Origin of the sequence: Streptomyces sp. NRRL F-5755 (assembly GCF_001279365.1) — a bacterium.
GTDB lineage: Bacteria > Actinomycetota > Actinomycetes > Streptomycetales > Streptomycetaceae > Streptomyces > Streptomyces rimosus.
In genome coordinates this window covers 37,970-53,218 of sequence record NZ_LGCW01000294.1, presented here as the reverse complement: position 1 = coordinate 53,218, position 15,249 = coordinate 37,970, and the positions used below count along the sequence as shown (strand labels likewise).

Sequence of the window (15,249 nt, the reverse complement as noted above, 5' to 3'; positions counted from 1 at the left end):
CGCGCAGGTCGAGGAGTGGCGGGAGATCTACGACTCGGTGTACGCCGAGACGGGTACGAAGGGCATCGCCTTCGGCGAGGACTTCTCCGGCTGGGACAGTTCCTACACCGGTGAGCCGATCCCGCTGAGCGAGATGCGGGCCTGGCGGGACGCCATCGTGCAGCGGGTGCGGGAGTTCGGCGGCTCGCGGGTGCTGGAGATCGGTGTGGGTGCCGGTCTGCTGATGGCCCACCTCGCGCGGGACGTGGACGAGTACTGGGGCACGGACCTGTCCGGCGCCGTGATCGAGCGGCTGTCGGTACAGGTGGCGGAGGCGGGGCTGAGCGAGCGCGTACGGCTGCGTGCCCAGGCGGCCGACGATGTGGACGGCCTGCCGTCCGGCTCCTTCGACACCGTGCTGATCAACTCCGTGGTGCAGTACTTCCCGGACGGGGAGTACCTGGCCAGGGTCGTCGACCGGGCGCTGGAGCTGCTGGCTCCCGGCGGCCGCCTGGTCATCGGTGATGTCCGGCACGCCGGTTCGCTGCGCGCGCTGCATGCCGCGGTGCACGCCGGTCGCGGCGCGTCCGCACGGGCCGCGGTGGACCGCGCCGTGCTCCTGGAGAAGGAACTCGTCACCGCTGGACATCCGGCTCAAGCCCGGCGCGTACCACAACGAGCTGACCCGGCACCGCTACGAGGTCGTCCTCCACAAGGCGCCCGAGCGGGTCGTGGACCTCGCCGGGGTCCGGCAGGTGGCCTGGAGCACCGGTACCGATCTGGCGCAGCTGCCCGAGGGACCGCTGCGCCTGACCGGCGTACCCAACGCGCGCCTGGTCGCCGAGGCGGCCCTGGAGCGGGCGCTGGACGGCCGGGACGCCGAGGAGTTCGACGGCCCGGCCGTGGACCCGGACGACCTGGTCGCGCGGGGCCGTGAGCACGGACTCCGGATCGTGCCCACCTGGTCGTCGCGTTCGGTGGCGCTGTTCGACGCCGTCGTGCTGCCGGACGGCGCGGACGATGCCGCGCTCTCCGGCGTCTACGTGCCCGCCGCCACCGGCGGCCCCTGGACCAACACCCCGGTTGCCGCCCGCGGCATCGGCGCCGTCGTGAAGGCGGCCCGCGCGCGCCTCGCCGAGCGCCTGCCGGAGTACATGGTCCCCTCCGCCGTCATGGTCCTCGACCGGCTGCCGCTCACCCCGAACGGCAAGCTGGACCGCAAGGCCCTGCCCGTACCCGAGTACGCCGCCACGACGGACGGCCGCAAGCCCCGCACCCCGCAGGAAGAGGTCCTGTGCGGCCTCTACGCCGAGGTGCTGGGCGTGGACCGGGTGGGCATCGACGACAGCTTCTTCGACCTGGGCGGGCACTCCCTGCTCGCCACCCGCCTGGTCAGCCGCATCCGCAGCGTCCTCGGCACCGAGCTGCCGATCAAGGACGTGTTCGAGGCGCCGACCGTCGCCGAACTGGTGGCACGGCTGGCCCCGGGCGGGCACACCCGTACGGCGCTCACCCGGGTGGCGCGCCCCGACCGGGTGCCGCTGTCGTCGGCCCAGCGCCGCCTGTGGTTCCTGCACAAACTGGAAGGCCCGTCCGCCACGTACAACATGCCGCTGGCGCTGCGCCTGACCGGCGACGTGGACGCGGAAGCACTGCACGCGGCCCTGCGCGACGTGATCGGACGGCACGAGTCGCTGCGTACGGTCTTCCCGGAGACCGACGGCGAGCCGTACCAGCGGGTGCTGGACCCGGACGGGGCGGACTTCGCATGGGAGCGCCGCACGGTCACCGAGGCGGACCTGCCGTCGGCGATGGAGGAAGCCGCCCGGTACGGCTTCGACCTGGCCGGTGAGCCGCCGGTGCGCGCCTGGCTCTTCGAAGCCGGGCCGCAGGACAGCGTGCTGCTGCTCCTGCTGCACCACATCGCGGGCGACGGCTGGTCCATGGGCCCGCTGGCCCGCGACGTGGTCGCCGCCTACACCGCCCGCGTCCAGGACACGGCCCCGCAGTGGCCGGAGCTGCCGGTGCAGTACGCGGACTACACCCTGTGGCAGCGCGAACTGCTCGGCGACGAGTCCGACCCGGACAGCCTGTTCAGCCGCCAGGTCGCCTACTGGCGCGCCCAGCTCGCCGACCTGCCCGAGCAGGTGACGTTCCCCACCGACCGGCCCCGCCCGGCGGTCGCCTCGTACCAGGGCTCGTACGCGGAGTTCACCATCGACGCCGCGCTGCACCAGCGCCTCGCGGACCTGTCCCGCGCCTCGGGCGCGACGGTCTTCATGGCGCTGCAGGCCGGTATGGCGGCGTTGCTGACGCGGCTGGGCGCGGGGACGGACATCGCGCTGGGCAGTGGGGTGGCCGGTCGTACGGACGAGGCGCTGGACGACCTGGTGGGCCTGTTCGTCAACACCTTCGTGCTGCGGACGGACACCTCGGGCGACCCGAGCTTCGAGGAACTGCTGGGCCGCGTACGGGAGTCGAGCCTCGCCGCGTACGCCCACCAGGACGTCCCCTTCGAGCACCTGGTGGAGCTGCTGAACCCGCAGCGTTCGACCGCCTACCACCCGCTCTTCCAGGTCGCCCTGGTCCTCCAGAACACCGACCAGGGGGACTTCACCCTGCCCGGCCTGCGAGTCCGGATGGAAGAGGTGGACGCGGGCACCTCGCGCTTCGACATGCTGCTCTCGCTCACCGAGCAGTACGACGCGGCGGGCCGCCCGGCCGGCATCGCGACGCTGGTCGAGTACGCCACCGACCTCTTCGACCGGTCCACCGTCGAAAGCCTCGTCGCCCGCTGGATACGGCTGCTGGAACAGGCCCTGGACGCGCCCGAGCGGCTGATCGGCCAGGCCGACCTGCTCACCGGGCAGGAGCGCCGGCAACTGCTGGAGCACTGGAACGACACCGCGGCCGACGTCCACCCGGGCACCCTGGTGGACCTGGTCGAGGCACAGGTCGACCGGTCGCCCGAGGCCACCGCCGTCCTGCACGGCGACACCGCGCTCACCTACGCCGAGCTGAACGCGCGCGCCAACCGGCTCGCCCGGCACCTCGTCGGGCTCGGCGTCGGACCCGAGCGGCTGGTCGCGGTCGCGCTGCCCCGCTCGGCGGAGACCGTCGTGGCCCTTCTCGGCGTCCTCAAGGCCGGCGGCGCCTACCTGCCGCTGGACCCCGACGACCCGGCCGAACGGCTGCTGGCCACGCTCCGCGACGCCCGGCCCCGGCTGGCTCTGGTCGCCCGGGACAGCGGCCTGGACACGGCCGCCGCGGGCGTCCCGGCCGTCGTCCTCGACGACGCGGAGACCACCGAAGCCGTCGCGCGGCACGCCGCGGGCAACCTGGCGGACAGCGAGCGCACCACACCGCTGACCCCCGCCAGTCCGCTGTACGTGATCTACACCTCCGGCTCCACCGGCCGCCCCAAGGGCGTCCTCGTCGAGCACCGCGGCCTGGCCAACAACCTCCAGTGGATGCGGGCCGCCTACCCGGTGGGCCCCGGTGACGTGCTGCTGTTCCGTACGTCGGTGCGGTTCGACTCGGTGGGCCTGGAGATCTGGTTCCCGCTGCTGACCGGTGCCGCGATCAGCGTGGCGCCCGCCGACGTGGTCCGCGACCCGCAGCGGCTGGTCGCCCACATCGCGGAAAACGGCGTCACCGTCGCCCAGTTCCCGCCGTCCCTGCTGGCCACCCTGCCCGAGCCGCCCGCCGGGCACGCGGTCCGCCACATCTGGTCCAGCGGCGAGGCCCTCCGCCCCGACCTGGCCGCGCGCATCAGCACGGCCTGGAACTGCGAGCTGTCCAACCTGTACGGCCCCACCGAGATGACCATCCAGGTCGCCTCCGCCGTCTGGACGGGCGAGGACGCCGGCGGCCACGCCGTGCCGATCGGCCGGCCCATGTGGAACACCCGGGCCTTCGTCCTGGACGCGGGCCTGCGGCCGGTGCCCGTGGGCGTCGTGGGCGAGCTGTACGTGACCGGCGTCCAGGTGGCGCGCGGATACGTGGGGCGCCCCGGACTGACCGCCGAACGCTTCGTCGCCTGCCCGTTCGCGCCGGGCGCGCGGATGTACCGGACCGGTGACCTGGTGCGCCGTCGCGCCGACGGGCAGCTGGAGTTCGCCGGCCGCGCCGACGAACAGGTCAAGCTGCGCGGCTTCCGTATCGAGCCCGGCGAGATCGAGTCGCTGCTGACGGCCTCGGACGGCGTACGGCAGGCCGTGGTGGTGGCCCGCGAGGACGTGCCGGGCGACCAGCGGCTGGCCGCGTACGTCGTTCCCGACCTGGACGTGGCCGCGCGGGCAGGTGCTGGCGCGGAGGCCGACGGGGATGCGCAGGTCGAGGAGTGGCGGGAGATCTACGACTCGGTGTACGCCGGGACCGGCGCCAGGGGCATCGCTTTTGGCGAGGACTTCTCCGGCTGGGACAGCTCCTACACTGGCGAGCCGATCCCGCTGAGCGAGATGCGCGCCTGGCGGGACGCGGTCGTGGACCGGGTGCGGGAGTTCGGCGGCCGTCGTGTCCTGGAGATCGGCGTGGGTTCCGGTCTGCTGATGGCGCACCTGGCCGACGGCGTGGACGAGTACTGGGGCACGGACCTGTCGGCCGCCGTCGTCGAGCGGCTGACGGAGCAGGTGGCCGAGGCGGGGCTGAGCGAGCGCGTACGGCTGCGGAGCCAGGCGGCCGACGATGTGACGGGGCTCCCGGCCGGGTCCTTCGACACCGTACTGATCAACTCCGTCGTGCAGTACTTCCCCGACGGGGAGTACCTGACACGCGTGGTCGGCCGGGCGCTCGACCTGCTCGCGCCCGGCGGCCGCCTGGTGATCGGCGACGTACGGCACGCCGGGTCGCTGCGAACCCTGCGGGCTGCGGTGCAGTCCGGGCGGGGCGCGGCGGCGCGGACCGTCGTGGACCGGGCCGTCCTGCTGGAGAAGGAACTGGTCGTGGCGCCCGAGTTCTTCGCGGGCCTCACGGCGGAGGACGCGCGGGTGGGCGCGCTGGACATCCGGCTCAAGCCCGGCGCGCTGGACATCCGGCTCAAGCCCGGCGCGTACCACAACGAGCTGACCCGGCACCGCTACGAGGTCGTCCTCCACAAGGCGCCCGAGCGGGTCGTGGACCTGTCCGGGGTCCGGCAGGTGGCGTGGAGCGTCGGTCTCGACCTGGGGGCGCTGCCCGAGGGGCCGCTGCGTATCACCGGCATACCCAATGCGCGTCTGATGGCTGAGGTGGCGGCGGAACGGGCCCTGGACGGTCTGGATGCCGAGGACTTCGGCGGGGCCCCGGTCGATCCGCAGGACCTAGTGGAACAAGGCCGGGAGCACGGTCTGCACGTGATCCCCACCTGGTCGTCGCGGTCGGTGGCCCTGTTCGACGCGGTGCTGCTCCCGGCGGACGACGGGGACGCGGCCTTGTCGGGCGTGTACCTGCCCGCCACCACCGGCGGCCCCTGGACCAACAACCCGGTGGCCGCCAAGGGCATCGGCGCCATCGTCGAGGCGGCCCGCGACCATCTGGCGGCGCGACTGCCCGCATACATGGTGCCGTCGGCCGTCATGGTCCTCGACCGGCTGCCGCTCACGCCCAACGGCAAGCTGGACCGCAAGGCGCTGCCCGTACCCGAGTACGCCGCCACGCCGGGTGGCCGCGCCCCGCGCACCCCGCAGGAAGAGGTGCTGTGCGGCCTGTTCGCCGAGGTGCTGGGCGTGGGCCGGGTCGGTATCGACGACAGTTTCTTCGACCTGGGCGGCCACTCGCTGCTCACCACCCGCCTGGTCAGCCGCATCCGCGGCAGTCTGGGCGTCGAGGTGCCGATCGCCGCGGTCTTCGAGGCGCCGACCGTCGCCGGACTGGCGGCCCGCCTCACCGGCAACGGCCGCACCCGTACGGCCCTGGTCCCGATGGAGCGCCCCGGCACGGTGCCGCTGTCCTTCGCCCAGCGCCGCCTGTGGTTCCTGCACCAGCTGGAGGGCCGCACGGCGACGTACAACATGCCGCTGGCGCTGCGCCTGACCGGCGACGTGGACGCGGAAGCGCTGCGCGCCGCCCTGCGGGACGTGATCGGGCGGCACGAGTCGCTGCGCACGGTCTTCCCGGTGACCGACGGCGAGCCGCACCAGCGGGTGCTGGACCCGGCCGAGGCGGACTTCCCGTGGGAGAGCCGGGACCTCACCGAGGCGGAGCTGCCGGCCGCCCTCGACGCGGCGGCGAAGTACGGGTTCGACCTGGCCGGGGAGATCCCGGTCCGGGCGTGGCTCTTCCGTACCGGCCCGCAGGTCGGCGTCCTGCTGCTGCTCGTCCACCACATCGCGGGCGACGGCTGGTCGATGGGCCCGATCGCCCGCGACTTCGTGGCCGCCTATACCGCGCGTTCCCGCGGCGCCGCCCCGCAGTGGGCCGAGCTGCCGGTGCAGTACGCGGACTACACCCTGTGGCAGCGCGAACTGCTCGGTGACGAGAGCGATCCGGACAGCCTCTATGCCCAGCAGGTCGCCTACTGGCGGCGGCAGTTGGCGGGCGTACCGGAGCAGGTGACGTTCCCCGCCGACCGGCCGCGCCCGGCGGTCGCCACGTACGAGGGCACCCACCTCGACTACGAGCTGACGGCCGAGCTGCACCAGCGTCTGGTGGCGCTGGCCCGCCGCGCGAACGCGACGGTGTTCATGGTTCTCCAGGCCGGTATGGCGGCGTTGCTGACGCGGCTGGGCGCGGGGACGGACATCGCGTTGGGCAGTGGTGTGGCCGGTCGTACGGACGAGGCGCTGGACGATCTGGTGGGCCTGTTCGTCAACACCTTCGTACTGCGGACGGACACCTCCGGCGACCCCGGATTCGAGGAACTCCTCGCACGCGTACGGGAGTCGAGCCTCGCCGCGTACGCCCACCAGGACGTCCCCTTCGAGCACCTGGTGGAAGTCCTCAACCCGCAGCGCTCGACCGCCCACCACCCGCTCTTCCAGGTCGCCCTGGTCCTCCAGAACACGCCCCGCAGCGACTTCGAACTGCCCGGCCTGCGCGTCAGCCCGGAAGCGGTCGGCATCGGCAGGTCCCGCTTCGACATGCTGCTCAGCCTGGACGAGAGCAGCGGCGAACAGGGCGTCAGCGCCACCGTCGAGTACTCGACCGACCTCTTCGACCGGTCCACGGTCGAGGCGCTGCTCGACCGCTGGGTACGGCTGCTGGAGCAGGTGACGGCCGACCCGTCGCTGCGCATCGGCCAGGTGGAGCTGCTGTCCGGCGGCGAGCGCGACCAGGTGGTGTCCGGCTGGAACCGGACGGCCGCCGAGGTGCCCGGCACCACCCTCGCCGGGTTCGTCGCCGAGCACGCCCGCCGCACCCCGGACGCGACCGCCCTCGTGGCGGGTGACCTGTCGCTCTCCTACGGGGAGCTGGACGCACGGGTGAACCGGCTGGCGCACTGGCTGGCCGGGCAGGGCGTGGGCCCGGAGCACCTGGTCGGGGTGGCGCTGCCCCGGTCCGCCGACCTGGTGGTGGCGGTCCTCGCCGTACTGAAGGCGGGCGGCGCGTACGTACCGGTCGATCCGGACTACCCGGAGGAGCGCCGCCGTTACCTGCTCGCCGACGCGGCGCCGGTGCTGGTGCTGGACGAGGCGGCGCTGCGGCAGGATCTGTCCGGCTTCCCGGACACCGACCCGGGCGTGCGCGTCGCACCGGAGAACCCGGCGTACGTCATCTACACCTCCGGCTCCACCGGCCTGCCCAAGGGCGTGGTGGTCACCCACCGGGGCGTGGCGAGCCTGGCCCACACCCAGCGGGAACGCCTGGGGGTGACGGCGCAGAGCCGGGTGCTCCAGTTCGCCTCGCCCAGCTTCGACGCGGCCGTCTGGGAACTGGTCGTCGCCTTCGCGTCGGGCGCCACACTGGTGGTGCCGGAGGGCGGGCGCCTGGTGGGCGAGCAGTTGCAAAGCGTCCTCGCCGACCGGCGCATCACCCACGCCCTGATCCCGCCGTCGGTGGTGGCCACCCTGCCCGACGGCGCCGGTGCCGCGCTGACGGACTTCGCCTGCCTGGTGGTGGGCGCCGAGGCCGCGCCGCCCGAGCTGGTGGCGCATTGGTCGGCCGGCGGCCGAAAGGTCGTCAACGCGTACGGCCCGACGGAGTCCACGGTCGCGGTGTCCATGAGCGACACGTTCACCGGCGGCGTGGTGCCGATCGGGCGTCCGGTCGCCAACACCAAGGCGTATGTGCTGGACGCCGGGCTGCGGCCGGTGCCGGTGGGTGTGGTCGGCGAACTGTACGCGGCGGGCGCCGGCCTGGCCCGTGGTTACGCTGGCCGCGCGGGTCTGACCGCGGAGCGGTTCGTGGCGTCGCCGTTCGAGCCGGGGGTGCGTATGTACCGGACCGGTGACCTGGCGCGCTGGCGGGCCGACGGGCAGCTGGAGTACCTGGGCCGGGCCGACGAGCAGGTCAAGGTGCGTGGCTTCCGTATCGAGCCGGGCGAGATCGAGTCGCTGCTGACCGCCTCCGAGGGCGTACGGCAGGCCGTCGTCCTGGCCCGCGAGGACGTCCCCGGCGACCAGCGCCTCGCCGCCTACGTCGTGCCCGACCTCGCCGCCGCCGCGGTGGCCGGAGCCGTCGAGGAGGCCGCCTCCGGCGTCGACGCGCAGGTGGGGGAGTGGCGGGAGATCTACGACTCGGTCTACTCCGGGCCGGGCGGCGAGACCTTCGGCCTCGGTGAGGACTTCTCCGGCTGGGACAGCTCCTACACCGGCGAGCCGATCCCGCTGGACGAGATGCGGGCCTGGCGGGACGCGATCGTCGAGCGGGTACGCGGCTTCGGCGGCTGCCGGGTGCTGGAGATCGGCGTCGGATCGGGCCTGCTCATGGGGCACTTGGCCCCGCACGTGGACGCGTACTGGGGCACCGATCTGTCCGGCGCCGTCATCGAGCGGCTGACCGGCCAGGTACGGGCGGCGGGCCTCGGCGACCGGGTGCACCTGCGCTGCCAGGCCGCCGACGTGACGGAGGGACTGCCGGCCGGCACGTTCGACACCGTACTGATCAACTCGGTGATCCAGTACTTCCCGGACGACGCCTACCTGGCCAAGGTCGTCGGCCAGGCGCTGGAGCTGCTGGCGCCCGGCGGCCGGCTGGTGATCGGCGACGTGCGGCATGCCGGTTCGCTGCGCGCGCTGCACGCGGCGGTCAACGCCGGGCGTGGGGCGTCGGCGCGTGCGGTCGTGGACCGGGCGGTGCTGCTGGAAAAGGAGTTGGTGACCGCCCCCGAGTTCTTCGCGGAGCTGGCGGAGCGGGACGAACGGGTGGGCGCGCTGGATGTCCGGCTGAAGCCGGGCGCGTACCACAATGAGCTGACCCGGCACCGTTACGAGGTGGTGTTGCACAAGGCTCCGGAGCGGGTTGTGGACCTGTCCGGGGTCCGGCAGGTGGCGTGGAGCGCCGGCCTGGACCTGGGGGCGCTGCCCGAGGGGCCGCTGCGTATCACCGGTATACCCAATGCGCGCCTGGTGGCCGAGGTGGCGGCGGAACGGGCCCTGGACGGTCTGGACGCCGAGGACTTCGGCGGGGCCCCGGTCGATCCGGAAGACCTGGTCGCGCGCGGCAGGGAGCACGGTCTGCACGTGATCCCCACCTGGTCGTCGCGGTCGGTGGCCCTCTTCGACGCGGTGCTCCTCCCGGCGGACGACGGGGACGCGGCCCTGACGGGCGTGTACCTGCCTGCCACCACCGGCGGCCCCTGGACCAACAACCCCGTCGCCGCCCGCGGCATCGGCGCGGTCGTCAAGGCGGCCCGCGCGCGCCTGTCGGAGCGCCTGCCGGAGTACATGGTCCCGTCGGCCGTCATGGTCCTCGACCGGCTGCCGCTGACGCCCAACGGCAAGGTGGACCGCAAGGCCCTCCCGGTGCCCGACTACGCGGCCACGGCCGGCGGCCGCAAGCCCCGAACCGAGCAGGAGACCACCCTCTGCGGCCTGTTCGCCGAAGTGCTCGGCGTGGAGCGGGTCTCCATCGACGACAGTTTCTTCGACCTCGGCGGGCACTCGCTGCTCGCCACCCGCCTGGTCAGCCGCATCCGCGCGGCGCTGGGCACGGAGGTCGCCATCGGCACCGTCTTCGAGGCGCCGACCGTCGCCGGGCTGGCCGAACGCCTGGCGGCGGCACCGAAACCGGCCGCCAAGCGGCCCGCCCTGCGCCGGATGCCCCGGCCCACCGACCGCACCTGAGCCACGACATACGACCGGACGGCGCCTTCCCGGCGCCGTCCGCCCACCGAGAAAAAGTTAAGGACCCGAGATGACCAACCCGTTCGAGAACCCGGACGCCAGCTACCTCGTACTCGTCAACGACGAGAAGCAGCACTCCCTCTGGCCCGCCTTCATCGAGGTCCCCGACGGCTGGACCGTCGCCAAGACCGCGGACACCCGGGACGCCTGCCTCGCCTACGTCGAGGAGCACTGGACCGACATGCGTCCGGCCACCCTGGTCGAGGCCATGGCGGCCGCCGGGTCCTGAGACGCGTCCGCAGAGCGCAGCAGCCACGGGGGCGCCCACCGCGTACGGCGCCCCCGGTCACCACTCCTCCGGCGAAGGCACAGAGAACATGGCCACACCGACAGACACCGGTTCCCCCAGCGGGTCCGGGACCGTTTCCGCCATCCCGCGATGGCGCACCGAGCCACAGCAGGACGGCGGGCTCGCCACCGCGTACACGTGCCGGGTCCCCGACTCCCTGGCCCCGGCGCTCACCGGGCTCGCCGAACGGCTCGGTGTGCCGGTCGGCGCCGTCCTCCTCGCGGCGCACGCCAAGGTGCTGTCGGCGCTCACCGGCGAGACGGACGTGCTGACGGGCCGGGCCGCGCCCGGCGACGGCGGCGCGCACCGGCCGTGCCGGGTGCCGGTGGCGGACGGCGACTGGGAGCAACTGGTGCTCGCCGCCCACCGCGCGGCCGACGGCGCGGCGGGCCCCGGGGACACGGAACAGCGGTACGAGGTCGTGTGCGACCTCTCCACGCTCGGCGACACCGCCGGACCGGCCGGACCCGAGCTCAAGGACCTGGCGGACGCGGGCACACACCTCGTACTGCGCGTCGCCTTCGGCGGCACACCCGAGAACGGCCTGCACCTGCGGCTGGACGGCCGTGCGGACGTCGTCGACCTGCCGTACGCGGAACGGATCGCCGGTTATCACGTGGCTGCCCTGGAACACCTGGCCGCCGACCCGAAGGCCGCCCACCACCGGCAGAGCCTGCTGTCCGCCGACGAACTGGCGTACCAGATCGACGGCCTGGCGGGCCCGGAACGCCCGGTGCCCGACCGGCGCGTGCACGAACTGTTCGAGGAGCGGGTACGGCAGCACCCCGGCCGCACCGCCGCCGAACACGACGGCGCCTCATGGACGTACGACGAGCTGAACCGCCGGGCCAACCGCGTCGCCCATGCCCTGCTGCACCGCGGCCTGGAGCCCGAGGACGTGGTGGCCGTGGTCACCGAACGCCACCTCGACTGGCTGGCCGCCGTGCTCGGCGTCTTCAAGGCGGGCGGCGTCTACCTGCCCGTCGAACCGCACTTCCCGGCCGGCCGCATCGCCGCCATGCTCACCCGCAGCGCCTGCCGCTTCGTGCTCACCGAGCCCGGCGCCACCGCCGCCCTCGACGAGGCGCTGACGGACCACGGCGCGACCGCGCGCCTGCTGATCACCGAGATGACCGAGGCGGCCGCCGACGGCGCGCACGACACCGACCCCGGCGTGCCCGTGGCCGCCGACAGGCTCGCGTACATCTACTTCACCTCCGGCTCGACCGGCGAGCCCAAGGGCGCGATGTGCGAGCACGCGGGCCTGGTCAACCACCTCTTCGCGAAGATCGACGACCTGGAGATCGGCCCGGAGCAGACCGTCGCGCAGACCGCGCCGCAGTGCTTCGACATCTCGCTGTGGCAGCTCGTCAGCGCCCTGCTGGTGGGCGGCCGCACCCGGATCATCGGGCAGCGCGACATCCTCGACGTACGGCGCTACGTGGACAGCGTCGTCGACGGGGACGTGGAGGTCCTCCAGGTGGTGCCCTCCTACCTGGAGGTGATGCTCACCTACCTGGAGGAGCACCCGCGGCCCCTGGGCCGGCTGCGCAGCGTCTCGGCGACCGGTGAGGCGCTGAAGAAGGAGCTGGCCGAGCGGTGGTTCGCGGCGTACCCCGGCATCAAGCTGGTCAACGCCTACGGCCTCACCGAGACCTGTGACGACACCAACCACGAGGTGATGGACCGGGTCCCGGAGACGGACCGGGTGCCGCTCGGCCCGGCGGTCAACAACGTCCGCGTGTACGTCGTGGACGAGGCGCTCGCCCCCGTACCGCTCGGCGCACCCGGTGAGATCGTCTTCTCCGGCGTCTGCGTCGGCCGCGGCTACATCAACGACCCCGAGCGGACCGCCGCCGCGTTCGGCAGCGACCCGCACCGGCCCGGGGAGCGGCTCTACCGCTCCGGCGACATCGGCCGGTGGCTCCCCAGCGGCAGCCTGGAGTTCCTGGGCCGCCGGGACGCGCAGACCAAGATCCGCGGCTTCCGCATCGAGATCGGCGAGATCGAGAACCGGCTGCTGCGGGTGCCCGGCGTGCGGGACGCCGGTGTCGTGGTGCTGGAGAGCCCCGACCACGGCAAGCACCTCGTCGCCTGCTACGCCGCCGACGCCCCGCTCGACGAGGCGGAGATCCGGCGGACGCTGGGCGAGGCCCTGCCCGCGTACATGGTTCCCCAGTACTTCCACCACCTGCCGGCCCTGCCGCTGACCGGCAACGGCAAGACCGACCGCAAGGCCCTGGTCCGGCACGCCGGTGAACTGGCCACGGTCCGCACCGCGTCCGACGCCGGTACGGACGGCACCGCGCCCCGGACCGGCACCGAACGGCGGCTCGCCCGGCTGTGGGCCGAGGTGCTGCGGATACCCGTCGAGAGCATCGGCCGCGACCAGCACTTCTTCGAGTCCGGCGGCACCTCGCTGTCCGCCGTACGGCTGGGCGTGGCCATCGGGGACGCGGTGACGCTGGAGGACATCGTCCGGCTCCCGGTCCTGTCCGAACTCGCCGCGGCCATGGACGAGAACGACCAGCAGAAGGACATCAGCGCATGACACAGCCGCCCGCCACCGACGCCGTACCGCAGTCCGCGGACGCACCGGCCCCGGACCTGGAGGCCGCCCTCGAACTCGCCCCCGGCAAGCCGCCGGTCCTGCACGTGGACGAAGCCGTGCCCGCCGCCGACCTCGGCGACTGGGCCGCCGAGCGCGGCCCGGCGCTGGAGGCCGCGCTGCTGCGCCACGGCGCCGTCCTCGTCCGCGGCCTGGGCGTACGCGACGCCGCCGCGCTGGGACGGCTGGCCGGACCCGTCACCGGCCCGGCCGTGCCCGAGCGCGAGGCGTTCGCCCGCCGCCGCCCGCTCGGCGGACCGGTGTCCTCCTCCCTGGAGTGGCCGCCGGACCAGCCCATGTGCATGCACCACGAGCTGAGCTACGCGCTGGAGTTCCCCCGGCTGCTGGCCATCGGCTGCTTCACCCCGCCCGCCACCGGCGGCGTGACCGGCCTCGCCGACGCCCGCCGGGTCCTCGCCGACCTGCCCGCTCCGATCGTCGAGCGGTTCACGGCGCAGGGCTGGCAGCTGACCCGCTCGTACAACAGCGTGGTCGGGCTGGGCTGGACGGAGGCGTTCGGCACCGAGGACCGGGCCGAGGCCGAGGCGTACTGCACGGCCAACGGCATCGACTTCACCTGGCAGCCGGACGGCAGTCTGCGCACCCGCCAGCGCCGCTCCGCGGTGATCAGCCATCCGCTGACCGGCGAGCGGGTCTGGTTCAACCAGATCGCGTTCCTCAGCGAATGGACCATGGAACCGGCCATCCGCGACTACCTGGTGCGCCAGCTCGGCCAGGACGCCCTGGCGTTCAACACCCGCTACGGCGACGGCACCCCCCTCGAACCGGAGACCGTCGCCACCGTCAACGAGGTCTACGAGGCGGCCACCCTCCGGGAACCGTGGCAGGCCGGTGACGTGCTGCTCGTCGACAACATCCGCATGGCGCACAGCCGCGAGCCCTTCACCGGGCCGCGCGAGGTGGGCATGGTCCTCGGCACCCCGGTACGGCTCGCCGACTGCTCGCCCACCCACTCCTGACCCCCGCCCCTTCGGAGAAACGGAGCCACGCTCCCTCATGACCGTCCGGATTCCCCCCTTCGCCGTCGTCCCCGGCTCGCAGGTGCACCAGGTGCTCTCCGGCCAGGAGGAGCACGTCATCGCGCTGATCGAAGCGGCCTACCGCGTCCACGGCGAGGGCGACACGGTCAACCCGCCGTCGTACTTCCTGCGCTTCCCCGACCGTCCCTCCTCGCGCATCATCGCGCTGCCGGCCTCCATCGGCGGGCAGAGCAAGGTCGACGGCATCAAATGGATCTCCAGCTTCCCGGAGAACATCGAGGCGGGCATCCCGCGCGCCTCCGCCGTCGTCGTGCTCAACGACCAGGCCACCGGCTACCCGATCGCCTGCATGGAGAGCTCCATCATCAGCGCCGCGCGCACCGCGGCCTCCGCCGCCCTCGCCGCCGACGTACTGACCAAGGAGCGCGGCCGGCCGCGCCGTATCGGCTTCTTCGGCACCGGCTTCATCGCCCGCTACATCCACACCTACCTGCACGGCGCGGGCTGGACCTTCGACGAGGTGGGGGTGCACGACCTCGACCTGGAGCACGCGGGCGGCTTCCGCTCGTACCTGGCGCGCAGCGGCGCCACCGGGCAGGTCACCGTGCACGAGCGGGCCGAGGACCTGATCAGGTCCAGCGATCTGGTGGTGTTCGCGACCGTCGCGGGCACCCCGCACGTCACCGACCCCGGGTGGTTCGCCCACCACCCGGTCGTCCTGCACGTGTCACTGCGCGACCTGGCACCCGGCGTCATCCTGGAGTCGGCCAACATCGTCGACGACATCGAACACTGCCTGAAGGCCGACACCTCGCCGCACCTCGCCGAACAGCAAACCGGCAACCGGGACTTCATCGACGGCACCCTCTACGACGTCATGACCGGCCGGACCACGGTGCCTGCCGGCCGGACCGTGGTGTTCTCACCGTTCGGGCTGGGTGTCCTGGACCTCGCGGTCAGCAAGTACGTCTACGACCAAGTGGCCGCCGAAGGCACCCTCAAGGTCGTCGACGACTTCTTCCACGAGACCAGCCGCTACGGCGACGACCCGGCGAAGACGCCCGGACCGGCGGGCGACGGGGCGGGCGGTGGCGGCCATGCGTGAGGCGG

The 15,249-nt window shown here is 73.3% G+C and carries 5 protein-coding genes and 1 pseudogene; all 6 read left to right on the top strand.

The window, feature by feature from the left end; translation table 11 throughout:
- Window positions 1–133 precede the first annotated feature (133 nt).
- A pseudogene (locus ADK86_RS45760) lies at window positions 134–472 on the top strand (class I SAM-dependent methyltransferase); the annotation flags it as partial.
- Window positions 473–710: 238 nt separating this feature from the next.
- On the top strand, window positions 711–10,181 hold the full coding sequence (locus ADK86_RS31465; RefSeq protein WP_420718890.1) for an amino acid adenylation domain-containing protein: 9,471 nt from the start codon (window positions 711–713) through the stop codon (window positions 10,179–10,181).
- Window positions 10,182–10,251: 70 nt separating this feature from the next.
- On the top strand, window positions 10,252–10,470 hold the full coding sequence (locus ADK86_RS31460; protein WP_003982967.1) for an MbtH family protein: 219 nt from the start codon (window positions 10,252–10,254) through the stop codon (window positions 10,468–10,470).
- Between the two features lie 88 nt (window positions 10,471–10,558).
- Complete coding sequence (locus ADK86_RS31455; RefSeq protein ID WP_053699651.1) at window positions 10,559–13,081, top strand: non-ribosomal peptide synthetase; 2,523 nt, start codon at window positions 10,559–10,561, stop codon at window positions 13,079–13,081.
- Window positions 13,078–14,118, top strand: coding sequence for a TauD/TfdA family dioxygenase (locus ADK86_RS31450; RefSeq protein ID WP_053699650.1), 1,041 nt, complete (start codon window positions 13,078–13,080; stop codon window positions 14,116–14,118). Before ADK86_RS31455 ends, ADK86_RS31450 begins: the two co-directional genes overlap by 4 nt.
- Before the next feature lie 37 nt (window positions 14,119–14,155).
- On the top strand, window positions 14,156–15,244 hold the full coding sequence (sbnB, locus tag ADK86_RS31445; RefSeq protein WP_053699649.1) for a 2,3-diaminopropionate biosynthesis protein SbnB: 1,089 nt from the start codon (window positions 14,156–14,158) through the stop codon (window positions 15,242–15,244).
- The last annotated feature ends 5 nt before the right edge of the window (window positions 15,245–15,249 follow it).